The 23,285-nt window shown below is 54.9% G+C and carries 21 protein-coding genes and 2 tRNA genes; 4 read left to right on the top strand and 19 right to left on the bottom strand.

Features of this window, described 5'->3' with window-relative positions; translation table 11 throughout:
• The first annotated feature begins 32 nt into the window (after positions 1-32).
• Positions 33-347, top strand: coding sequence for a GIY-YIG nuclease family protein (locus DW56_RS00550; protein ID WP_024552679.1), 315 nt, complete (start codon positions 33-35; stop codon positions 345-347).
• Here DW56_RS00550 and DW56_RS00545 read toward each other — a convergent pair.
• The gene (locus tag DW56_RS00545; RefSeq protein ID WP_024552680.1) at positions 323-826 is read right to left on the bottom strand and encodes a GNAT family N-acetyltransferase; all 504 of its coding nucleotides are present in this window, start codon (positions 824-826) and stop codon (positions 323-325) included. The two genes, DW56_RS00550 and DW56_RS00545, sit on opposite strands and share 25 nt — an antisense overlap.
• On the bottom strand, positions 820-1,344 hold the full coding sequence (gene ubiT, locus DW56_RS00540) for a ubiquinone anaerobic biosynthesis accessory factor UbiT (protein ID WP_024552681.1): 525 nt from the start codon (positions 1,342-1,344) through the stop codon (positions 820-822). The genes DW56_RS00545 and ubiT overlap by 7 nt, the downstream gene beginning before the upstream one ends.
• Before the next feature lie 226 nt (positions 1,345-1,570).
• Between ubiT and ubiU the strand changes: the two genes are divergently transcribed.
• The 3 genes from ubiU to DW56_RS00525 all read left to right on the top strand — a co-directional run bounded on the left by ubiU (position 1,571) and on the right by DW56_RS00525 (position 4,615).
• Positions 1,571-2,566 (top strand): ubiquinone anaerobic biosynthesis protein UbiU, encoded by a 996-nt coding sequence (gene ubiU / locus DW56_RS00535; RefSeq protein ID WP_024552682.1) that lies wholly within the window; start codon positions 1,571-1,573, stop codon positions 2,564-2,566.
• Between the two features lie 10 nt (positions 2,567-2,576).
• Positions 2,577-3,455, top strand: coding sequence for a U32 family peptidase (locus DW56_RS00530; RefSeq protein WP_024552683.1), 879 nt, complete (start codon positions 2,577-2,579; stop codon positions 3,453-3,455).
• A gap of 152 nt (positions 3,456-3,607) precedes the next feature.
• The gene (locus DW56_RS00525; protein WP_024552684.1) at positions 3,608-4,615 is read left to right on the top strand and encodes a luciferase-like monooxygenase; all 1,008 of its coding nucleotides are present in this window, start codon (positions 3,608-3,610) and stop codon (positions 4,613-4,615) included.
• A gap of 30 nt (positions 4,616-4,645) precedes the next feature.
• Here the strand turns inward: DW56_RS00525 and mtr are convergent, their stop codons facing one another.
• From mtr to ftsH, 17 genes are all read right to left on the bottom strand, one after another.
• The gene (gene mtr, locus DW56_RS00520; protein WP_024561922.1) at positions 4,646-5,890 is read right to left on the bottom strand and encodes a tryptophan permease; all 1,245 of its coding nucleotides are present in this window, start codon (positions 5,888-5,890) and stop codon (positions 4,646-4,648) included.
• Positions 5,891-6,034: 144 nt separating this feature from the next.
• Entirely contained in the window at positions 6,035-7,945 is a 1,911-nt protein-coding gene (locus DW56_RS00515; RefSeq protein ID WP_024552686.1) for a DEAD/DEAH family ATP-dependent RNA helicase, read from the bottom strand.
• Positions 7,938-8,018: a protein YrbN gene (gene yrbN, locus DW56_RS23080; protein WP_110877623.1), complete on the bottom strand. Its 81-nt coding sequence runs from the start codon at positions 8,016-8,018 to the stop codon at positions 7,938-7,940. The genes DW56_RS00515 and yrbN overlap by 8 nt, the downstream gene beginning before the upstream one ends.
• A gap of 107 nt (positions 8,019-8,125) precedes the next feature.
• Positions 8,126-9,010, bottom strand: a complete 885-nt coding sequence (gene nlpI, locus DW56_RS00510; RefSeq protein WP_024552687.1) for a lipoprotein NlpI — start codon at positions 9,008-9,010, stop codon at positions 8,126-8,128.
• A 116-nt stretch (positions 9,011-9,126) separates the two neighbouring features.
• A complete protein-coding gene (gene pnp, locus DW56_RS00505; RefSeq protein ID WP_024552688.1) occupies positions 9,127-11,265 on the bottom strand; it encodes a polyribonucleotide nucleotidyltransferase in 2,139 nt (712 codons plus the stop codon).
• A gap of 244 nt (positions 11,266-11,509) precedes the next feature.
• On the bottom strand, positions 11,510-11,779 hold the full coding sequence (rpsO, locus tag DW56_RS00500; RefSeq protein WP_024552689.1) for a 30S ribosomal protein S15: 270 nt from the start codon (positions 11,777-11,779) through the stop codon (positions 11,510-11,512).
• A 152-nt stretch (positions 11,780-11,931) separates the two neighbouring features.
• The gene (gene truB, locus DW56_RS00495) at positions 11,932-12,876 is read right to left on the bottom strand and encodes a tRNA pseudouridine(55) synthase TruB (protein WP_024552690.1); all 945 of its coding nucleotides are present in this window, start codon (positions 12,874-12,876) and stop codon (positions 11,932-11,934) included.
• Entirely contained in the window at positions 12,876-13,277 is a 402-nt protein-coding gene (rbfA, locus tag DW56_RS00490; RefSeq protein WP_024552691.1) for a 30S ribosome-binding factor RbfA, read from the bottom strand. Before rbfA ends, truB begins: the two co-directional genes overlap by 1 nt.
• A 65-nt stretch (positions 13,278-13,342) precedes the next feature.
• On the bottom strand, positions 13,343-16,051 hold the full coding sequence (gene infB, locus DW56_RS00485) for a translation initiation factor IF-2 (RefSeq protein ID WP_024552692.1): 2,709 nt from the start codon (positions 16,049-16,051) through the stop codon (positions 13,343-13,345).
• A 24-nt stretch (positions 16,052-16,075) separates the two neighbouring features.
• Positions 16,076-17,563, bottom strand: coding sequence for a transcription termination factor NusA (gene nusA / locus DW56_RS00480; protein ID WP_024552693.1), 1,488 nt, complete (start codon positions 17,561-17,563; stop codon positions 16,076-16,078).
• Between the two features lie 27 nt (positions 17,564-17,590).
• A complete protein-coding gene (gene rimP / locus DW56_RS00475) occupies positions 17,591-18,043 on the bottom strand; it encodes a ribosome maturation factor RimP (RefSeq protein WP_024552694.1) in 453 nt (150 codons plus the stop codon).
• 208 nt (positions 18,044-18,251) lie between these two features.
• Positions 18,252-18,328: transfer RNA gene (locus tag DW56_RS00470), tRNA-Met, on the bottom strand.
• Positions 18,329-18,387: 59 nt separating this feature from the next.
• Positions 18,388-18,474: transfer RNA gene (locus DW56_RS00465), tRNA-Leu, on the bottom strand.
• A gap of 43 nt (positions 18,475-18,517) precedes the next feature.
• Positions 18,518-18,850, bottom strand: coding sequence for a preprotein translocase subunit SecG (gene secG / locus DW56_RS00460; RefSeq protein ID WP_024552695.1), 333 nt, complete (start codon positions 18,848-18,850; stop codon positions 18,518-18,520).
• A gap of 223 nt (positions 18,851-19,073) precedes the next feature.
• Positions 19,074-20,411, bottom strand: a complete 1,338-nt coding sequence (gene glmM, locus DW56_RS00455) for a phosphoglucosamine mutase (RefSeq protein WP_024552696.1) — start codon at positions 20,409-20,411, stop codon at positions 19,074-19,076.
• Positions 20,404-21,252, bottom strand: coding sequence for a dihydropteroate synthase (folP, locus tag DW56_RS00450; protein WP_024552697.1), 849 nt, complete (start codon positions 21,250-21,252; stop codon positions 20,404-20,406). Before folP ends, glmM begins: the two co-directional genes overlap by 8 nt.
• Before the next feature lie 90 nt (positions 21,253-21,342).
• Positions 21,343-23,274 (bottom strand): ATP-dependent zinc metalloprotease FtsH, encoded by a 1,932-nt coding sequence (gene ftsH / locus DW56_RS00445; protein ID WP_024561924.1) that lies wholly within the window; start codon positions 23,272-23,274, stop codon positions 21,343-21,345.
• Positions 23,275-23,285 lie beyond the last annotated feature (11 nt).

Genomic DNA, 23,285 nt, shown 5'->3' with positions numbered 1-23,285 from the left:
AGGTGCGGGCACGTTGACTCCCCTGCATCGCTATGACTTTCTGGTTTCTTTATTTGATACGCACGGCGGATAACCGCCTTTATACCGGCATCACTACGGATGTCGCGCGCCGCTTTACACAGCATCAGGCAGGAAAAGGGGCAAAGGCGCTGCGCGGCAAAGGCGAGCTCACGCTGGTTTTCAGCGCGCCGGTAGGCGACCGCTCACAGGCGCTGCGCGCAGAGTACCGAATCAAGCAACTGACGAAAGCGCAGAAAGAGGCGCTGGTGGCGGGAAGCATGGCGTTTGGAGATCTGCTGGCAGACCTCCAGACGCCAGGGGTTCAGAAGCGATTAAAATGCTCGTGATACTCCACCCGTCCGCTGACGCCGTTTAAGGCGTCATCTGCGAGACGGTGCACCTGGAAAGCCGCCTCCGTACCCGGCCAGCGGCAGTGCAGGCCATAACGAGCGGCAGGCTCAAAGCCTAAACGGTTATAGAACGCCGGGTCGCCAAGCGTGACAACCGCCGCGTAGCCAAACTCATTGAGCGAGTCGAGTCCTTCATAGACCAACTGGCGGCCAATGCCCTGGCCGCGCCAGGCTTCATCCACCGCCAGCGGCGCCAGCCCTACCCACTGTAGCTCTTCGCCTTCAATGCTCACCGGGCTGAAAGCGACGTAGCCGACCACTTGTCCTTCATCATCGGTTGCGACAACGCCCAGCGTCAATTGCCCGTCTTCACGCAGCCCGCGCACCAGATTCGCCTCTTCTTCGCCCTGAAAGGCGCGTTTGAGCAGCGCGTCGATACCCGGCGCGTCGATGGGAATTTCTACACGAATCAGCATGGCTCACCTATGGAAGTTACTTTTGTTTGCGGCGGGGCGGTTAACCCGGCCTCAACGAAATCCGCCAGTTGCAGCAACATAACGCGCAGCGGCTTCGGCATGGCGTCCAGATCGATGGCGTCCATCAGGTTTTTGACGTAAAGACCCAGCTCGGTATCGCCTTCAATGACCAGACGACGCTGGAAAAAGAGCGTATCCGGATCCTGCTTGCGGGCCGCAACCATCAACAAATCGGCGGCATTAGCGCGAAAAGTGACATCTGCTTCAGCATTTTGACGCACGATGAGCTTGTTGTCCTCCACCGAGGTATACCAGGTCAGGCCAATATCCTGCACCTCAATGCCAAGCCAGCGCGACTCGAGGAAATCCAGTTCGCCATCTTCCAGCGCCTGGCGAAACTGCCATCCCAGCAGTTGCTCCAGCACCTGACGTTTAAGGATAAAAGGCGCCAGCTTCACCGGCGTTTTCATCACAGAAGGGCCAAGCTGAACCAGGCGCGAACGCAGTATATCCAACACGAGCGGTACTCCTTGATAAAAATGTCCCGTTTATTGTGCCATATCAGGCAGGTGACATAGCGGCTCAAATCAAGCTTTACGCGGGTTTGCTTACCCCTTTATAGATGCCATCAATACGCCATTAACTGCCTCAAATCAAAAATTGTCGCGGGCAGGTTAACTAAAATCCCGTTTCATTAACAATTTTGCTGCACCTTTGCAGCCATCCTACTGGTCAGGAAATCCTATGGAATTGCTTTGCCCCGCTGGCAACCTTCCGGCCCTCAAGGCGGCCATTGAACATGGCGCGGATGCGGTTTATATCGGCCTGAAAGATGACACCAACGCCCGCCACTTCGCCGGGCTTAACTTCACCGAAAAAAAATTGCAGGAGGCGGTGAGTTTTGTGCATCAGCATGGCCGCAAACTGCATATCGCGATTAACACCTTTGCGCACCCGGACGGCTACGCCCGCTGGGAACGCGCCGTAGATATGGCGGCCCAACTGGGGGCCGACGCGCTCATCCTCGCCGATATCGCGATGCTGGAATACGCCGCCGCGCGCTATCCGCACGTGGAGCGCCACGTTTCTGTGCAGGCATCGGCGACCAATGAAGAAGCGATTCGCTTTTATCATCGTCATTTCGATGTAGCGCGCGTTGTTCTGCCGCGCGTGCTTTCGATTCATCAGGTAAAGCAGTTAGCCCGCGTGACGCCAGTGCCGCTGGAGGTCTTCGCCTTCGGCAGCCTTTGTATTATGGCAGAAGGCCGCTGCTATCTCTCCTCATGGCTTACCGGCGAGTCGCCCAACACCGTAGGCGCCTGTTCGCCCGCGAAATTTGTCCGCTGGCAGCAGACGCCGCAGGGCCTCGAATCACGCCTTAACAACGTGCTTATCGACCGCTACCAGGCGTCGGAAAACGCCGGCTACCCCACCCTGTGCAAAGGCCGCTACCTGGTGGACGGCCAGCGCTATCACACCCTGGAAGAGCCCACCAGCCTCAACACGCTTGAGCTGCTGCCGGAACTGCTCGCCGCCAATATCGCCTCGGTAAAAATTGAAGGCCGCCAGCGCAGCCCGGCTTACGTAAGCCAGGTGGCGAAAGTATGGCGTCAGGCAATTGATAGCTGCAAGGCGGACCCGCAAAACTTTGTTCCGCAGCAAGCATGGATGGACGCCCTGGGCGCGATGGCGGAAGGCACGCAAACCACCCTTGGCGCTTATCACCGTAAATGGCAGTAAAGGAGTCGTCATGCAATATTCTTTAGGGCCGGTGCTTTACTACTGGCCGAAAGCGACGCTGGAGCGCTTTTATGAAGCGGCGGCGCAAAGCAGCGCCGATGTGATTTATCTGGGCGAAGCGGTGTGCAGCAAGCGCCGCGAAACCAAAGCGGGCGACTGGCTGGCGATGGCGAAAACACTCGCCGGCAGCGGCAAGCAGGTGGTGCTTTCCACGCTTGCGCTGGTGCAGGCGCCCTCAGAGCTTAACGAGCTGAAACGTTATGTAGACAACGGCGAATTTCTCATTGAAGCGAACGATCTGGGCGCGGTTAACCTCGCTGCTGAACGCAGGCTGCCTTTTGTCGCCGGGCATGCGCTCAATTGCTACAACGCCGTTACCCTGCGTCTGCTGTTGAAGCAGGGTATGGTGCGCTGGTGTATGCCGGTCGAGCTTTCCCGCGACTGGCTCAGCAATTTGCTTCAGCAGTGCGATGAGCTGGGCATTCGTCGGCAATTTGAAGTGGAAGTCTTGAGCTATGGACATCTGCCGCTCGCTTATTCTGCCCGTTGCTTTACCGCCCGCTCAGAAAACCGCCCGAAAGACGAATGCGAAACGTGCTGCATTAAGTATCCGCAGGGGCGGCGCGTCGACTCGCAAGAAAACCAGCAGGTATTTGTGCTGAACGGCATCCAGACCATGAGCGGCTATGTCTATAACCTCGGCAATGAGCTTGCTTCTATGCAGGGGCTGGTGGATATCGTGCGGCTTTCGCCGATGGGGCTGGAAACGCTGGAGATCCTGAAAGCGTTCCGGGCTAATGAGTCGGGCGCCGCGCCGTTGCCGCTGACTGCGCAAAGCGACTGCAACGGTTACTGGAAACGCCTCGCCGGACTGGCGTTGCAGCCGTAAGAAAAGGCTCACTTTGTTAACAACAATCGGCGGATTTTGCTGCACTATTAAAAGTACAGCTTTCTGGCGGCTCGCTGGACAAATCCGCTCCGGCAGCCAGGCTGGAAGAAGACCTTCAATCTGATGACTATGCTGTAACAAAGTGAGCCGTTATGTCTGATAAATCTGTAGTGCCCTTCTCGGTGCTGGATCTCGCGCCGATCCCGCAGGGTTCCACCGCGCAGGACGCTTTTCGCCATTCGCTGGATTTAGCCCGCCTCGCTGAAAAACGCGGCTATCACCGCTACTGGCTGGCGGAACACCATAATATGACCGGCATCGCCAGCGCCGCCACCTCAGTGCTTATTGGCTATCTGGCGGCGAATACCCAAACGCTGCGTCTGGGTTCAGGCGGCGTAATGCTGCCAAACCATGCTCCACTGGTGATTGCTGAGCAGTTCGGCACGCTGAATGCGCTTTATCCGGGCCGTATTGAACTGGGGCTGGGCCGCGCGCCGGGCAGCGACCAGCGCACAATGATGGCGCTGCGACGCCATATGAGCGCCGACATTGATAACTTCCCCCGCGACGTTAACGAACTGGTGGAGTGGTTTGACGCCCGCGATCCGAACCCGGCGGTGCGCCCGGTACCGGGCCACGGTTCGAAAATTCCGGTCTGGCTGCTGGGTTCAAGCCTTTACAGCGCGCAGCTGGCGGCGCAGATGGGCCTGCCCTTCGCCTTCGCCTCACACTTCGCGCCGGATATGCTCCTCCAGGCGCTGCATCTTTACCGCACCCACTTCAAGCCTTCAGAGCGGCTGGAAAAACCGTACGCCACGGTGTGCATTAACATTGTCGCCGCCGACAGCAACCGCGACGCGGAGTTTCTCTTCACCTCAATGCAGCAGGCTTTTGTGAAGCTGCGTCGCGGCGAAACCGGTCAGTTGCCGCCGCCGATTGAAAGCATGGACAGTTTCTGGAGCCCGGCGGAGCAGTACGGCGTACAACAGGCGCTGGGCATGTCGCTGGTGGGCGATAAAGCAAAAGTGCGCCACGGGCTGCTCTCGGTGCTGCGGGAAACTGAAGCGGATGAGATCATGGTTAACGGCCAGATCTTCGACCACGACGCGCGACTGCACTCTTTTGACCTGGCGATGCAGGTGCGCGAAGAGCTGATGTAAAAGTAAAAGAGGCGGAATTCCGCCTCTTTTTTATTGATAAACCGGCAACAGATTAAAACTGGAAAGCAGATGCACCAGCGCGTTGCCGACGCCAAACAGCAGGATAAGCACAATCATCCCTTTGCCGCCCCACACGCGAAAATGCGGGCTGCCGAAGCGCTTGCGCGAAGCGTTAGCCAGCAGCGCGGGCACGATGGCGGCCCAGATAGTCGCCGCAAGCCCGGCATAACCAATCGCATATAAAAAGCCGTTCGGCCAGACAAGCCCACCCAGCATCGGCGGCGCAAAAGTCAGCAGCACGGTTTTAAAGCGCCCGAACGGCGAATCATCAAAACCAAATAAATCGGCCAGATAATCAAACAGCCCCAGCGTCACGCCCAGAAAAGAACTGGCGACAGCGAAGTTTGAAAAGACGATCAGCAGTAAATCCAGCGAGCGGCTATGTAAGACCCCGCTTAATGCCCCAACCAGCACATCTATATTGCCGCCCTGCTGCGCAATGGCGATAAAACCCGGGCGAGGAATATTGCCCATTGTCGCCAACAGCCAGACCACATAAAGCCCCAGCGCAATCAGCGTGCCGCCCGTCAGACAGCGGACAATAGTGCGCGGATCCTTACCGTAATATTTCATCAGGCTTGGCACATTGCCATGATAGCCAAAAGAAGCCAGACAGAATGGCAGCGTCATTAACAGGTAAGGCGTGTAGCTGGCGTGCGCTTCAGCGCTGTTAAAAAGCACGGCGGGCTGCACATGACCCAGCAGGCTGCCAAAAGTCAGAAAGAACGTGATGACCTTCGCGCCAAGCACAATCGCCGTGATGCGGCTTACCGCCCGGGTCGACAGCCAGACGATGAAAGCCACCGCCAGCGCGAACAGCAGACCCGCCATGCGCGCCGGAAAACTTATCGCCATTTCCCCGAGCGTATGCTGAATAATCGAACCGCTGGCTGAGATATAGGCGTAGGTCAGAATATAGAGCACGAAGGCGACCGAGGCGCCGTTTATAGCATTCCAGCCTTTGCCCAGCAGGTCTTTTGTCATGGTGTCGAAGCTTGCGCCGATGCGGTAGTTAAGATTCGCTTCAAGCAGCATCAACCCGGAGTGCAGCATGCAAAACCAGGTAAAACCCAGCGCCAGCAACGACCAGAAAAACCACGCGCCGGACATTACCACCGGCAGTGAGAACATGCCGGCGCCAATAATGGTGCCTGCGATGATAATAATGCCGCCCCAGACAGAGGGCGTGGCGCGCGTGGTAGCGAGAGTCGACATGAAGATTCCTGTAGCTGAACGGCAATAATGCATGCAGCATTGTACCAGTACACGAGTACATTGCCGATAAAAAAAGCCCCGATCGTTCAGACCGGGGCTGTCTTATTTACTTTACGCTTTGTCAGACGCGCTTAACGGCTGGCCTTATGCGTCGCCGAAACGGCGGCGGCTTGTGGTGGCGCCCTCTTCACGACGCGGACCGCGGCTGCCTTCACGACGTTCACCGCTGAAACGGCCGCCTTCGCGACGTTCACCGGCAAAACGGCCGTTGCCGCCTTCGCGACGCTCACCGCCGAAACGACGACCTTCGCCACGACCACCTTCACGGCCTTCGCCGCCAAAGCTGCGACCGCCCGGACGACGTTCGCCACGTGGTTGCGCATCGCCCATCAGCTGCATATTCATCGGTTTGTTGAGAATACGCGTGCGGGTAAAGTGTTGCAGCACTTCGGTCGGCATGCCTTTCGGCAGTTCAATCGTGGAGTGCGAAGCAAACAGCTTGATATTGCCGATGTAACGGCTGCTGATGTCGCCTTCGTTAGCAATAGCGCCAACGATATGACGAACTTCAACACCATCATCGCGACCTACCTCAATGCGGTAGAGTTCCATTTCGCCAGCGTCGCGACGCTCACGTTTCGGACGGTCGCTACGTTCGCCACGCTCACCGCGACGTTCGAAACGATCGTCACGCTCGCGGAACTCACGCTTAGGACGCATCGGCGCATCCGGCGGCAGGATCAGCGGACGCTCGCCCTGCGCCATTTTCAGCAGCGCGGCGGCCAGCGTTTCGATGTCCAGCTCTTCGCCTTCAGCGCTCGGCTGGATTTTCGCCAGCAGTGCGCGGTACTGATCGAGATCGCTGCTTTCCAGCTGTTGCTGAACTTTAGCGGCGAATTTTTCCAGACGGCGTTGACCCAGCAGTTCTGCGTTCGGCAGTTCGACTTCCGGAATGGTCAGCTTCATGGTGCGCTCGATGTTGCGCAGCAGACGACGCTCGCGGTTCTCAACGAACAGCAGCGCGCGGCCAGCGCGGCCAGCACGACCCGTACGGCCGATACGGTGCACGTAAGACTCTGAGTCCATCGGGATGTCGTAGTTGACAACGAGGCTGATACGTTCAACGTCCAGACCGCGTGCCGCTACGTCAGTTGCGATCAAAATATCCAGACGACCATCTTTCAGACGTTCCAGGGTCTGCTCGCGCAGCGCCTGGTTCATATCGCCGTTCAGCGCCGCGCTGTTATAACCGCTGCGCTCCAGCGCTTCGGAAACTTCCAGCGTCGCGTTTTTGGTGCGCACGAAAATAATCGCTGCATCAAAATCTTCTGCTTCCAGGAAACGCACCAGCGCTTCGTTTTTGCGCATGCCGTAAACAGACCAGTAGCTCTGGCTGATGTCCGGGCGAGTCGTCACGCTGGACTGAATGCGCACTTCCTGCGGCTCTTTCATGAAGCGGCGAGTAATGCGGCGAATCGCTTCCGGCATAGTGGCGGAGAACAGCGCGGTCTGATGACCTTCCGGGATCTCAGCCATGATGGTTTCAACGTCTTCGATGAAGCCCATACGCAGCATTTCGTCAGCTTCATCCAGAACCAGACCGCTCAGGCGGGAAAGGTCCAGGGTGCCGCGCTTCAGGTGGTCAAGCAGACGACCCGGGGTACCAACAACAATCTGCGGGCCCTGACGCAGAGCGCGCAGCTGTACGTCGTAACGCTGGCCGCCGTAAAGGGCCAGAACGTTTACGCCACGCATGTGTTTAGAAAATTCAGTCATGGCTTCCGCAACCTGAACAGCCAGTTCACGGGTCGGAGCCAGTACGAGGATCTGCGGCGCGCGCAGGTCCGGATCAATGTTATTCAGCAGCGGCAGCGAGAACGCTGCGGTTTTGCCGCTACCAGTCTGGGCCATGCCCAGGACGTCACGACCAGAGAGCAGATGCGGAATACATTCTGCCTGGATCGGAGATGGTTTTTCGTAACCCAGATCGTTAAGGGCTTCAAGGATAGGAGCCTTCAGGCCCAGATCTGCAAAAGTGGTTTCGAATTCAGCCATGTAGTACGTGTGCCTCAATATCAGTGGCGGCCAGTCTACATAACTCATCGTGAAATTTTTGTGCAAATTTCATTGAAAAGTGTGAACCGGCTCAAAGTAGATGGTTTAACGAACAAAAAAGCCCTCACCCGCTAAGGTGATGACATTGTAAAAATGTTTGGGCTGATAGATGTCCGTCAGCTATTGCTGGTCCGATTCTGCCAGGTCTTCTTGCTCCTGGCCCAAGAGCGCTAATTCCAACAATGCATAACGGTGCTCAACGAAATTGTGTACGTTGTTAGCAACCGCTAACTTGAACAGTGCCGTGGCGCTGTCCTTATCCCCCAGACTTAGGTAGTACTTACCTAAATAGAAGTTGGTTTCACTGAGATGCTCAGCGAGCGAGGTGTTATCCGTTGCGTCTGCCTTCAGGCGCTCCATTAACGTTTTTTCGCTAATAGTGCCAAGGTAGAATTCGACGATGTTCCATCCCCACTGTTCTTTGTCCGATTTATCCAGGCGCTGTTGCAAAGCGACTTTGGCCTGTTTCTCATCCAGTTTGCTTTCAGCAAGGAAGAGCCACAGACTACGGAAAGGATCATTGGGATCGTCTTGATAAAACGCCAGCAGATCATCTTGCGCTAACCGGTAACGTCCGCCGTAATAGAGGGCGATACCGCGATTTAAATGCGCGTAGTTGTAAGTTGGATCAAGCTCAAGTACAGAATCAAACGCTTCATAGGCAGCATCAAAATTGCCTGCCTGCGTTAAATAAATGCCTAAGTAATTGAATACTTCAGGCATATCCGGTCGGATAGCCAGCGCTTGTGAAAAATCATTCCGCGCCAGTGCTCTCAAACCAAGACTATCATACAACACTCCGCGCTCATATAAAAGCTGTGCGCGTTCATCATCGGTTAAAGCCCGACTTGCGAGTATCTGTTCCATGCGGGCCAGGATGACTTCTTGCTGCAATGTCGGTTGCAATGGCACCGCGAGGACTTCGCTCTTACGCCAGGCAGAGTTGCTGCATCCTGCCAGCGTTAGAGCTGTCGCAACGAAACACCAGCGCAAAAAAGGCTTCATTTCCTACTCCCGAAGACAACAATTGGATGAACGTCCTGTCCCCCGCCTGCAAACAAGGCGTCCTGCCCGGTAACAAACAGCTCTCCGCATCACTGCGGAGAGCTAAATGGCAAACCTTATTCGGCTTCCGGCGCAGCAGGCGCTGCTGCGGTATCCTGAGTTTGCTCAGTTGCTTCTTTAATGCTTAAACGAACACGGCCCTGACGGTCGACTTCCAGCACCTTAACCGGCACTTCCTGGCCCATTTGCAGGTAGTCGGTCACTTTCTCAACGCGCTTGTCGGCGATCTGAGAAATGTGCACCAGCCCTTCTTTACCGCCGCCGATGGCAACGAAAGCACCAAAGTCAACGATGCGGGTCACTTTACCGTTATAGATACGGCCCACTTCGATTTCAGCGGTAATCTCTTCGATACGACGAATTGCGTGTTTCGCTTTTTCACCGTCGGTCGCTGCGATCTTAACGGTACCGTCATCTTCGATTTCGATGGTGGTGCCGGTTTCTTCAGTCAGCGCACGAATCACAGAACCACCCTTACCGATCACGTCTTTGATCTTATCCGGGTTGATCTTAATGGTGTGAATACGCGGTGCGAACTGAGAGATATCGCCGCGCGGCGCGTTGATAGCCTGTTCCATTACGCCAAGGATATGCAGACGCGCGCCCTTAGCCTGGTTCAGTGCAACCTGCATGATCTCTTTAGTGATGCCTTCGATTTTGATATCCATCTGCAACGCAGTGATACCGTCGCGAGAGCCCGCCACTTTGAAGTCCATATCGCCCAGGTGGTCTTCATCGCCCAGGATGTCAGACAGAACAACAAAGTTGTCGCCTTCTTTCACCAGACCCATGGCAATACCTGCAACAGCCGCTTTAATCGGCACGCCTGCGTCCATCAGGGCCAGAGAAGCGCCGCAGACAGAAGCCATAGACGAGGAGCCGTTGGACTCGGTGATTTCAGACACGACGCGTACGGTGTACGGGAAACGGTCCGCCGCTGGCATAACTGCCAGTACGCCGCGCTTCGCCAGACGACCGTGACCGATTTCACGACGCTTCGGCGAACCCACCATACCGGTTTCACCTACGGAGTACGGAGGGAAGTTGTAGTGGAACAGGAAGCGGTCGGTACGCTCGCCCATCAGTTCGTCGATATTCTGCGCATCGCGCTCGGTGCCCAGCGTTGCCGTCACCAGCGCCTGCGTTTCACCACGGGTGAACAGCGCGGAACCGTGAGTACGCGGCAGTACGCCAGTGCGTACGTCCAGGCCACGGATCATATCTTTTTCGCGACCATCGATACGTGGTTCGCCAGCCAGCACGCGAGAACGAACAACATTTTTCTCGATAGCGTGCAGGATGTCGCCCAGTTCGTTTTCATCAAGCGCTTCGCCTTCAGCTTGCTCGGCTTGCAGAGCCGCGATGACGTCGGCTTTGATAGCGTCGATCTGGCCGTAGCGTTCTTGTTTGTCGGTGATGCGATAAGCGTCGCTCAGGCGAGATTCCGCCAGGGCTGCAACGCGCGCATTCAGCGTTTCGTTCGCCGCTTCCGGCTGCCAGTCCCAACGCGGTTTACCGGCTTCTTTCACCAGGTCGTTGATATTCTGGATGACGATCTGCTGTTGCTCGTGGCCATAAACCACAGCGCCCAGCATCTGGTCTTCGCTCAGCAGTTCTGCTTCAGATTCCACCATCAGCACAGCGCTTTCGGTACCGGCAACCACGAGGTCCAGTTTGCTGGATTTCAGCTCTTCCTGGGTCGGGTTCAGTACGTACTGGTCGTTGATATAACCAACGCGTGCAGCGCCAATCGGGCCGTTAAACGGAATGCCGGAGAGAGAAAGCGCGGCGGAAGCGCCGATCATCGCCACGATATCCGGGTTAACCTGCGGGTTAACGGAAACGACAGTCGCGATAACCTGTACTTCGTTAACGAAACCTTCCGGGAAAAGCGGACGGAGCGGGCGGTCAATCAGACGCGCGATCAGCGTTTCACCTTCGCTCGGACGGCCTTCACGACGGAAGAAACCGCCGGGAATGCGGCCAGCAGCGTAGGTACGCTCCTGATAGTTGATGGTCAGCGGGAAAAAGTCCTGACCTGGCTTGGCTTTTTTAGCGCCCACAACGGTAACGAATACCGCAGTGTCGTCCATGCTCGCCATTACGGCGGCTGTCGCCTGGCGTGCCATCATGCCGGTTTCAAGCGTGACGGTATGCTGGCCATACTGGAATTTACGAACGATCGGATTAAGCAAAATTGTACCCTTTCTTAATGAACAACAGCACGCCCAGGGCCGTGCTGACAATACCCGATCTTCTTTGCATCCTCGCGACTAATGACAACCCTAATCCGCCTTTGCGGATGAAGCCTCTCATTAGCCGCGCGAACCTCTGCAATGAAGATCATTCTTAGCAACAATACATTAGTTTCCAGAGAATTGCTGCCGCCTGGTCGAAAAAAGGGGCCGTAAAGGCCCCCTTTTCTGAAACTCGCAAGAATTAGCGACGCAGACCCAGACGCTCGATCAGCGCAGTGTAGCGTGCAACATCTTTACGTTTCAGGTAGTCGAGCAGTTTACGACGCTGAGAAACCATGCGCAGCAGACCACGACGGCTGTGGTGATCTTTTTTGTGCTCTGCAAAGTGGCCCTGCAGGTGGTTAATCTGTGCAGTCAGCAGAGCAACCTGAACTTCGGTGGAACCGCTGTCGTTAGCACCACGACCAAACTCAGAAACGATTTTAGCTTTAGCTTCAACGCTTAGAGACATTTTAAAACTCCAAAAGTAAAAGAATGAAAGGATGCCGATCTCTAATTCAGCAATCCCATGTTTAACGCCTGCCGATTGTTAACCAATTTGCACAGCGTTAAGCGGCAATATTCTACTCGCCTCACTGGTTTATCGCAAGGCAAGCCAGAATGCTACGCCGGATATTCCACCACCAGACGGCGCGGCGCCACGCGGCCTTCTTCGTCGATTTCCCCCATGCCGAGGAACTTGCCTTCATCGCCTTCGGTCACGCGTACCAGTCCTGCATGCGGCGCATTTGTCGTACGCACCGGGTTGCCGTTCTTAAAGTAAACAGACGACGTTAACGGAATATTAACCACAGGATAATCCGAAGCAGGACTATCCATCGGCATGAGTAACGGGTCGATCAGCTCACTTGCCGGAATACCCTGCGCTTCCGCCTGTCCCAGCAGCGCATTAAGCTGCTCCAGGGTGACCATGCGTTCGACAGGATATTTACTCACTGCCAGACGGCGCAGGAATATGACATGTGCGCCGCAACCCAGCTTTTCACCGAGATCATCGATAATGGTGCGGATATAAGTGCCCTTAGAGCAGTGCACTTCCAGCTCCAGCTCATCACCTTCGTGGCGGATGAAAAGCAGTTCGTAGACGGTAATCGGGCGCGGCTCGCGAGGCACCTCAATACCCTGCCGAGCGTACTCGTAAAGCGGCTTGCCCTGATACTTTAGCGCCGAAAACATGGTCGGCACTTGCAACGTGTCGCCACGAAAGCTGTCCAGAGCGCTGGCGAGCTGTTCATCGCTGAACGCTACCGGGCGAACTTCCACCACATTCCCATCAGCATCTGAAGTATCGGTACGTTGTCCGAGACGGGCGATGACCCGATAACGCTTATCTGAATCGAGCAGGTACTGCGAGAACTTCGTTGCTTCACCAAGGCAAATCGGCAACATGCCGGTCGCCAGTGGATCCAGCGCGCCAGTATGCCCGGCGCGGTTAGCGTTATAGATGCGTTTTACTTTTTGCAGCGCATCGTTGGAGGAGAGTCCTTGCGGTTTATCCAGCAACAAGACGCCGTGAATATCACGGCCGCGACGACGAGGGCGACTCATTACTCCTCCTTGTCGTCGTCCGTGTTAACACGACGCGCTTCGTCATGCTTAACGACGTTCGTCACCAGGTTGGACATACGCATGCCTTCCACCAGCGAGTTGTCGTAGAAAAAGGTCAGCTCCGGCACAATGCGCAGTCGCATTGCTTTACCTAACAGCGTGCGGATAAAACCGGAGGCGTCCTGCAACGCTTTGATGCCCGCTTTAATGGCGGCTTCATCTTTATCGTTGAGGAAGGTGACATACACTTTGGCATAAGCCAGATCGCGGGAGACTTCTACACCAGAAACGGTTGTCATCAGGCCCAGGCGCGGATCTTTAATTTCACGTTGCAGGATGATAGCAATCTCTTTTTGCATCTCCTGCGCCACGCGCTGCGGGCGGCCAAATTCTTTCGCCATAATTAATTCTCCATACAAAGCGGGGGGCACATGGCCCCCCTGATAATGCTGTCGCGCGGTCGCTATCAGGCGATGGTGCGCTGGATCTCGATGACTTCGAAGACTTCGATCATGTCGCCAGTACGGACGTCATTGTAGTTCTTAACGCCGATACCACATTCCATGCCGTTACGGACTTCGTTCACGTCATCTTTGAAGCGGCGCAGGGATTCCAGCTCGCCTTCATAGATAACCACGTTGTCGCGCAGTACGCGGATTGGGTTGTGACGTTTAACCACGCCCTCGGTAACCATACAGCCAGCAATCGCGCCGAATTTCGGTGATTTAAAGACATCACGCACTTCGGCCAGACCGATAATCTGCTGTTTAAGTTCCGGAGAGAGCATGCCGCTCATCGCCGCTTTTACTTCGTCGATCAGGTTATAGATGACGGAGTAGTAACGCAGATCCAGGCTTTCTGCTTCAATTACGCGGCGCGCGGATGCATCGGCACGTACGTTAAAGCCAACCAGGATAGCGTTAGACGCAGCAGCCAGCGTAGCATCGGTTTCGGTGATACCACCCACACCGGAGCCGACAATCTTCACTTTCACTTCTTCAGTAGAAAGTTTCAGCAGCGAATCGGAGATGGCTTCCACAGAACCCTGAACGTCGGCTTTCAGCACGATATTCACTTCGGACACTTCGCCTTCGGTCATGTTGGCGAACATGTTTTCGAGTTTAGACTTCTGCTGACGCGCCAGTTTAACTTCGCGGAATTTGCCCTGACGGTACAGCGCAACTTCGCGTGCTTTCTTCTCGTCACGAACGACAGTCACTTCATCGCCTGCCGCCGGAACGCCGGAAAGACCCAGGATTTCCACCGGAATGGACGGACCCGCTTCCTGCACTTCCTGACCCAGTTCGTTACGCATCGCACGTACACGGCCATATTCAAAGCCGCACAGCACGATGTCGCCACGGTTCAGCGTACCTTCACGAACCAGAACGGTAGCAACCGGACCACGACCTTTATCAAGGAAGGATTCGATAACCACGCCGCTCGCCATACCTTTACGTACGGCTTTCAGCTCCAGCACTTCCGCTTGCAGCAGAATCGCGTTCAGCAGGTCATCAATGCCGGTACCGGCTTTCGCGGAAACGTGTACGAACTGGCTTTCGCCGCCCCACTCTTCCGGGATAATGCCGTACTGAGCAAGTTCATTCTTCACGCGATCCGGATCGGCTTCCGGCTTATCAATTTTGTTCACCGCTACGACTACCGGCACCTGTGCCGCTTTCGCGTGCTGGATAGCTTCGATAGTTTGCGGCATCACGCCGTCGTCTGCCGCCACTACCAGTACAACGATATCCGTCGCCTGAGCACCACGCGCACGCATCGCGGTAAACGCGGCGTGGCCCGGGGTATCCAGGAAGGTAATCATGCCATCGTCGGTCTGAACGTGATAAGCACCAATGTGCTGGGTAATGCCGCCTGCCTCGCCAGACGCCACTTTCGTGGAGCGAATGTAGTCGAGCAGAGAGGTTTTACCATGGTCAACGTGGCCCATGATGGTAACGACCGGCGCGCGAGCTTCCGCCTGAGCGCCAGTATCACGGTCGCTCATGACCGCTTCTTCCAGCTCATTTTCACGGCGCAGGATAACCTTATGGCCCATCTCTTCTGCAACGAGCTGTGCGGTTTCCTGGTCGATAACCTGGTTGATGGTAGCCATCGCGCCCAGCTTCATCATCGCTTTGATGACCTGAGAGCCTTTCACCGCCATTTTGTTAGCCAGTTCAGCAACGGTGATGGTTTCACCAATCACAACATCACGGTTAACCGCCTGCGCCGGCTTCTGGAAGCCCTGCTGCAAAGAGCTGCCTTTACGCTGTTTTCCGCCTTTACCGCCACGAACCGCGGCACGCGCTTCTTCACGATCGGCTTTAGACTCAGAATGTTTGTTGCCTTTCTTAGGACGCGGCGCCTTAGCTGTACGGGTACGGCCACGGCCACCTTCAACTTCACGGTCATTATCGTCTTCAGCCTGACGCGCATGCTGTGACGTAGTGACATGATAGTCGCTGGTGTCTTCGGGCTCGCTGGACTCTTCCCAACGGCCAGAATTCTCTTCCGCCATGCGGCGTGCTTCTTCCGCTACGCGACGGGCGTCTTCTTCAAGTTTGCGACGCGCCTCTTCTTCAGCTTTACGCTTAAGCTCCAGGGCTTCCGCTTCACGGCGCGTTTTTTCCGCCTGAGCACTTTTGCTCATTTCGTCAGATTGTTGATTGCTCACTTTGCTCGTTTCCGCAGCTGCGCGTTTTGCCTTATCAGCGTTATCGCGTTTAGCCTGTTCTTCAGCTTCGCGCTTCGCTTTTTCGGCGGTTTCACGCTTGGCTTTTTCCTCTGCCTCACGTTTGGCAGCTTCCTCTGCTTCACGACGGGCATTCTCTTCCGCTTCACGCTTCGCCTGTTCTTCCGCAGCGAGACGTTCAGCCTCAAGCGGATCACGTTTTACAAAGGTGCGTTTTTTGCGGACTTCGATCTGTACCGATTTACTTTTCCCACCGGTACCCTGAATATTTAGTGTACTGCGCGTTTTGCGCTGCAACGTCAGTTTATCTGGCGCGGAACCATGTTCGCGGTTCAGGTGCGCCAGTAACGTTTGTTTCTCTTGTGCTGTCACAGAATCATCAGCCGACTTCGGGATCCCTGCATCAGCGAATTGCTGTACCAGGCGGTCCACGGAGGTCTGAATCTCTGCGGCCAGCGCTTTTACGGTTACATCAGTCATGCTGTTCCTTCCTGCTACAGTTTATTACGCTTCGTCGCCAAACCAGCAAATATTACGGGCCGCCATGATAAGCTCACCGGCTTTCTCATCGTTCAGGCCTTCAATATCAGACAGGTCGTCCACGCCCTGGTCGGCGAGGTCTTCCAGCGTACAAACACCGCGTGCGGCCAGTTTATAGGCCAGGGTGCGATCCATACCTTCAAGGCTCAGCAGATCTTCGCTAGGTTTGTTGTCGCCGAGGCTCTCTTCCTGGGCAAGCGCCAGGGTAGTGAGCGCATTTTTGGCGCGTTCGCGTAAAGCTTCCACGGTATCCTCGTCGAGGCCTTCGATTTCAAGCAGCTCTTTCATCGGCACATAGGCCAGCTCTTCGAGCGTGGAGAAACCTTCTTCCACCAGAACCGTGGCAAAATCTTCATCAATATCGAGATAACGGGTAAAGGTATCGATGGCCGCATGCGCTTCTGCCTGATGCTTCGCTTGCAGATCGTCAACGGTCATTACGTTGAGTTCCCAGCCGCTCAGCTGCGAGGCCAGACGCACGTTCTGACCATTACGACCGATAGCCTGCGCCAGGTTGCCCGCTTCTACCGCGATATCCATAGTGTGCTTGTCTTCGTCAACCACAATGGAAGCCACGTCAGCCGGCGCCATGGCGTTAATCACGAACTGAGCCGGGTTATCGTCCCAAAGCACAATATCGATACGCTCGCCGCCAAGCTCAGTGGAAACAGCTTGTACACGGGCGCCACGCATACCGACGCATGCGCCTACCGGATCGATACGCTTGTCGTTGGTTTTCACGGCAATCTTAGCGCGAGAACCGGGATCGCGGGCCGCCGCTTTAATCTCAATAACTTCTTCGCCGATTTCCGGCACTTCAATACGGAAAAGCTCAATCAGCATTTCCGGTTTAGCGCGAGTAACAAAGAGCTGCGCGCCGCGAGCTTCCGGACGAACGGCGTAAAGCACGCCACGTATGCGGTCACCCGGACGGAAGTTTTCACGCGGCAGCATATCTTCACGCAGGATAACCGCCTCAGCGTTGCTACCCAGATCGAGAGTGATATTGTCGCGGTTTACTTTTTTCACCACGCCAGTGATGATTTCGCCTTCATGCTCGCGGAACTGATCCACCACCATCGCACGTTCAGCTTCACGCACTTTCTGCACGATAACTTGCTTGGCGGTCTGCGTAGTAATGCGGTCAAAAGTCACAGATTCAATCTGATCTTCGACGTAATCGCCCACATTCAGGCTCGGATCTTCATAACGCGCCGCTTCCAGCGTGATTTCGCGGGTCGGCTGAGTCACTTCTTCAACAATGACCCAACGACGGAACGTATCGAAATCACCGCTTTTGCGATCGATGCTTACGCGAACATCGATCTCTTGTTCATATTTTTTCTTGGTTGCCGTGGCCAGGGCACTTTCCAGCGCTTCAAAAATCTTCTCGCGCGGAACCGCTTTTTCGTTAGAAACTGCTTCTACAACAGCCAAAATCTCTTTGTTCATCGGGGGCCTTCGCCTCAATCCAGACTATTAAAAGTGGGGAACCAGGTTCGCTTTCTGAATGTTGCTCAGCGCGAACACTTCATCTTTGCCTTCGACCGTTACGGTGATCATCTCGCCATCGACGGCTTTGATGATGCCCTGCCATTTACGACGGTTCTGGACTGCCATGCGCAGCACAAGCGCGGCTTCTTCGCCAATATAACGGGTGTAGTGTTCGGCAGTGAACAGCGGACGCTCGAGACCCGGCGAGGAGACTTCCAGGTTGTAAGCTACCGTGATGGGATCTTCAACATCCAGTACGGCGCTTACCTGGTGGCTGACATCAGCACAATCGTCAACAGTGATGCCATCTTCACTATCAATATAGATGCGCAGCGTCGATGTGCGACCGCGAATGAATTCGATGCCGACGAGTTCGTAGCCCAGCGCTTCCACTGGTGCTGTAATCATCTCTGTTAATTTTTGCTCTAATGTGGACAAGCCCACCCCCAGGACATAAAAAAAGGGCCTATAGCCCAGTTATTCTTTAGTCAGATAACAAAAAACCCCGATAAATCGGGGCTTTTAATAACTGAACCCTGTAAACCGCAACTGCGGTCCGGACTACTTTCCGAAGAGTTTTTCAAAAACGGAAGTGAAGAAGTATAGCTTCTCCACTGTCTATTTGAAAAACAACTCTCAGGGAAAGTGGTTGCGGGGGCCGGATTTGAACCGACGACCTTCGGGTTATGAGCCCGACGAGCTACCAGGCTGCTCCACCCCGCGTCCGAAAACGTGGCAAATACTACGCCTATTACGTGAAAAAAGCAAATTTTGCTGGGATTTGGTACCGAGGACGGGACTTGAACCCGTAAGCCCAATCGGGCACTACCACCTCAAGGTAGCGTGTCTACCAATTCCACCACCTCGGCACTATGTGCGCAGTTCTCTGTTTACTGCGCTGAAGCTGACAAATTAACGTGGGATATCGCTGGTCGGCTGAGCCGGTGCGGTATTTTGAGTCGGCTCAGTCTTAGCTGGCTGGCTCAGGTTTTCCCACTCGCTTCCTTTATTGGTTTTGTTGCTGTTAATGTTACCCAGTACCAGGCTGATGATGAAGAACAGGGTCGCCAGGATAGCTGTCATACGGGTCATGAAGTTACCAGAACCACTTGAACCGAACAGCGTGGCGGAAGCGCCTGCACCAAAGGAGGCTCCCATATCAGCGCCTTTACCTTGTTGCAGCATAATCAGACCAACCAGGGCCAACGCTACAATAAGGAAAACAACTAAAAGAGCTTCGTACATAATCAACCTGTTCCTTGCGGGGTAACCGCAGCCAATTGCTTCAAACCAATAGCGCGGAGGTCTTTGTCATTCCCTCCTGAAGCGGGTGTGAATACTAACGAAAGCGAATCCCCTGTGCAAGGGCATTTTTTTGTTATTGAATCAACTGCGGAAAAAAGCGACAAAAGCGTCAGAAACGGATAAAAAAAAGGCAGCTCAAGCCGCCTTTTTAACCACTTATCACTCAAACCGCTTTTACAGCATCAGCAATACGGTTTGCGAACTCTGTAACTTGCTCTTCGTTCTCACCTTCCACCATTACGCGGATAAGCGGCTCGGTGCCAGATTTACGCAGCAACACGCGCCCGCGATTGCCAAGCGTAGCTTCCACGTCAGCAGTAATCGCTTTAACGCGTTCGTTCTCCAGCGGATCGCCGCTGCCTGGCGTAAAGCGCACATTGACCAGCACTTGCGGGAAGAGTTTCATACCGCTGCAAAGGTCGTGCAAGCTCATATGGTTGCGCGCCATTGCCGTTAACACCTGTAATGCCGCTACAATGCCGTCCCCGGTCGTGGTCTTATCCAGCAGAATCACGTGACCCGAGTTTTCTGCGCCGATGCGCCAGCCTTTTTCCTGCATTTTTTCCAGTACGTAACGGTCGCCCACTTTTGCACGAATGAAGGGGATGCCGAGCTGTTTCAACGCGACCTCAAGCCCCATATTACTCATCAGCGTACCTACTGCGCCGCCGCGTAACTGCCCCTGGCGCAGCCCTTCACGCGCGATGATATAAAGAATCTGGTCGCCATCCACTTTATTACCGGCATGATCGACCATGATTACGCGATCGCCGTCGCCGTCAAACGCTATCCCCAGGTGGGCTTTCTCTGCGATAACCCTTTCCTGCAACAGACGCACATCGGTAGCGCCGCATTTTTCGTTGATGTTTACCCCATCCGGCTCACAACCGATGGTGATAACCTTTGCGCCCAGTTCGCGAAAGACATTCGGCGCAATATGGTAAGTGGCGCCGTTTGCGCAATCCACCACGATTTTCAGGTCATTGAGGTTGAGCTCGTTAGGGAAAGTCGCCTTACAAAACTCAATGTAACGCCCTGCGGCATCCACAATGCGGCTGGCTTTGCCAAGCTCAGCGGAATCGACGCAACTGATCTCTTTTTCCATTTCCGCTTCTATGGCCTCTTCCACTTCATCGGGTAATTTGGTGCCGTCTATGGAGAAAAATTTGATGCCATTGTCATAGAAGGGGTTGTGCGAAGCAGAAATGACGATGCCAGCTTCTGCACGGAAAGTACGCGTCAGGTAAGCCACGGCTGGCGTAGGCATAGGCCCGGTAAACGAGGCGGACAGCCCCGCCGCAGCAAGCCCCGCCTCAAGTGCAGATTCCAGCATATAGCCAGAAATGCGCGTGTCCTTACCAATAATGACTTTTTTTGAGCCATGACGTGCCAGAACCTTCCCGGCGGCCCAACCCAGCTTCAGAACAAAATCCGGCGTTATCGGTGCGTCGCCCACGCGGCCACGGATCCCATCAGTTCCAAAATATTTACGGTTACTCATAGCGTTTTTTATCCTTCGCTGAAAGTGTAGCTTCAACCACGCGCATCGCTTCCACGGTTTCTTTTACGTCGTGAACCCTCACGATCTGTGCGCCCTGCATTGCCGCGATGACTGCACACGCAAGACTGCCGGAAAGGCGCTGATCGGGTCCGACATTAAGCAATTGACCCACCATACTTTTACGCGACATTCCCACCAACAGCGGTAATCCAAAGTGATGAAATTCACAAATTCGCGCGAGAAGTTGATAGTTATGGGTGAGATTTTTACCGAAACCGAATCCCGGGTCGAGCAAGATTTTGTCACGTGAGATGCCGGCAGCTTCACAGCGAGCAATATGTTGTTGGAAGAACTGCTCTACTTCTGCAAAAGCATTTTCATACTGCGGCGCCTGCTGCATGGTTTTAGGTTCGCCCTGCATGTGCATAAGACAGACCGGCAAACCTGTTTCGGCTGCTGCTGCAAGGGCGCCTGGCTCTTGCAGAGAGCGAATATCATTAATGATGTGAGCACCCACTCTTGCAGCTTCGCGAATAACTTCAGGCTTAGAGGTATCCACCGAAATCCAGATTTCAAAACGCTGCGCCAGCGCTTCGACGACAGGAATAACACGCGCCAGCTCTTCTTCTACGCTTACCTCCGCCGCGCCTGGCCGCGTTGATTCGCCGCCCACATCAATGATAGTTGCGCCAGCGTTGATCATCGCATTGGCATGCTTTACCGCTTCCACCAGCGTGTTGTGCTGGCCGCCGTCAGAGAAAGAATCTGGCGTGACGTTAAGGATGCCCATGACATGAGGATGTGAGAGATCGAGGGTAGAACCCTGAGCGAAGAGTTTCATTGCTGGTCCTTTGGACGTGAAGATTTACAAAAACGAAAACCCCGGACAAGCCGGGGTTTTAATTTACTGCGACAGTGCGCGATGAACCACTTACTTATCGCCAAACTGCTCAGACATGGTGTTGCCTGGGTTTGGCGTACGCGGCTCATCAACCGGACGCGGGGCGCGCGGCGTACCGCTGCTGTCGTTATTGTTAGCGCCTGGATCTTCCCAGCCTGCTGGCGGACGTACATCGCGACGGGCCATCAGGTCATCGATCTGCGGTGCGTCGATGGTTTCATATTTCATCAGCGCATCTTTCATGGCGTGCAGGATGTCCATATTGTCGTTCAGGATCTGACGTGCGCGATTGTAGTTACGCTCAATCAGCGATTTCACTTCCTGGTCGATGATACGAGCCGTCTCATCCGACATATGTTTGGCTTTCGCCACGCTGCGGCCCAGGAACACTTCTCCCTCTTCTTCCGCATACAGCAACGGACCGAGTTTTTCTGAGAAGCCCCACTGGGTAACCATGTTACGGGCCAGGTTAGTCGCTACCTTAATGTCATTCGACGCGCCGGTAGAAACATGCTCTGCGCCATAAATAATCTCTTCAGCCAGACGACCGCCATACAGCGTAGAGATCTGACTTTCCAGTTTCTGACGGCTGGCGCTGATCGCGTCGCCCTCAGGCAGGAAGAAGGTCACACCCAGCGCACGCCCGCGCGGAATAATCGTCACTTTGTGCACCGGATCGTGTTCCGGCACCAGACGACCGATGATAGCGTGGCCTGCTTCATGGTAAGCGGTCGATTCTTTCTGCGCTTCCGTCATCACCATGGAACGGCGTTCCGCCCCCATCATGATCTTGTCTTTCGCTTTTTCGAACTCAACCATGGAGACCACGCGCTTGTTGCCGCGTGCGGCGAACAGAGCTGCTTCGTTCACCAGATTCGCCAGGTCCGCACCAGAGAAGCCAGGCGTACCGCGGGCAATGATTGCCGCGTCGATATCTGGCGCCAGCGGTACGCGACGCATATGCACTTTCAGGATCTGCTCACGACCGCGCACATCCGGCAGACCAACCACAACCTGACGGTCGAAACGGCCTGGACGCAGCAGCGCCGGGTCAAGCACGTCCGGACGGTTAGTCGCTGCGATAACGATAATGCCTTCGTTACCTTCAAAGCCGTCCATTTCAACCAGCATCTGGTTCAGCGTCTGTTCACGTTCATCGTGACCGCCGCCAAGGCCTGCGCCACGCTGGCGGCCTACGGCGTCGATTTCATCGATAAAGATGATGCAAGGGGCGGCCTTTTTGGCTTGCTCGAACATGTCGCGCACGCGGGAAGCACCGACACCCACAAACATCTCAACGAAGTCAGAACCGGAAATGGTAAAGAACGGCACTTTAGCTTCGCCAGCGATAGCTTTCGCCAGCAGCGTTTTACCGGTACCCGGCGGGCCTACCATCAGAACGCCTTTAGGGATTTTACCGCCCAGCTTCTGGAAACGGCTCGGCTCGCGCAGATATTCAACGAGTTCGCCGACTTCTTCTTTCGCTTCATCGCAACCCGCTACGTCGGCGAAAGTGGTTTTAATTTGATCTTCGGTCAACATGCGCGCTTTGCTTTTACCGAACGACATGGCGCCTTTGCCACCGCCGCCCTGCATTTGGCGCATGAAGAATATCCAGACCCCAATCAACAGAAGCATCGGGAACCAGGAAATGAAGATAGAAGCCAGCAGGCTCGGTTCTTCAGGCGGTTCACCAACCACTTTCACGTTTTTAGTCAGGAGGTTATCAAGCAGTTTGGGATCGTTTACAGGAATGTAAGTCGTGTATCGGTTACTATCTTTCTTGGTAACGTTGATTTCACGTCCGTTGATACGCGCTTCGCGAACCTGGTCCTGATTCACTTCTTGCAGGAAGGTAGAGTAATCCACCCTACGGCCATTCGACTCGCTGGGCCCAAAGCTCTGGAATACTGACATCAGCACAACTGCGATGACCAGCCAGAGTATTAGGTTTTTCGCCATGTCACTCAAGG

This window comes from Franconibacter helveticus LMG 23732, assembly GCF_000463115.2.
Lineage (GTDB): Bacteria > Pseudomonadota > Gammaproteobacteria > Enterobacterales > Enterobacteriaceae > Franconibacter > Franconibacter helveticus.
Note: the sequence above shows the minus strand (reverse complement) of the source record. Positions and strands in the feature narration are given on the sequence as shown.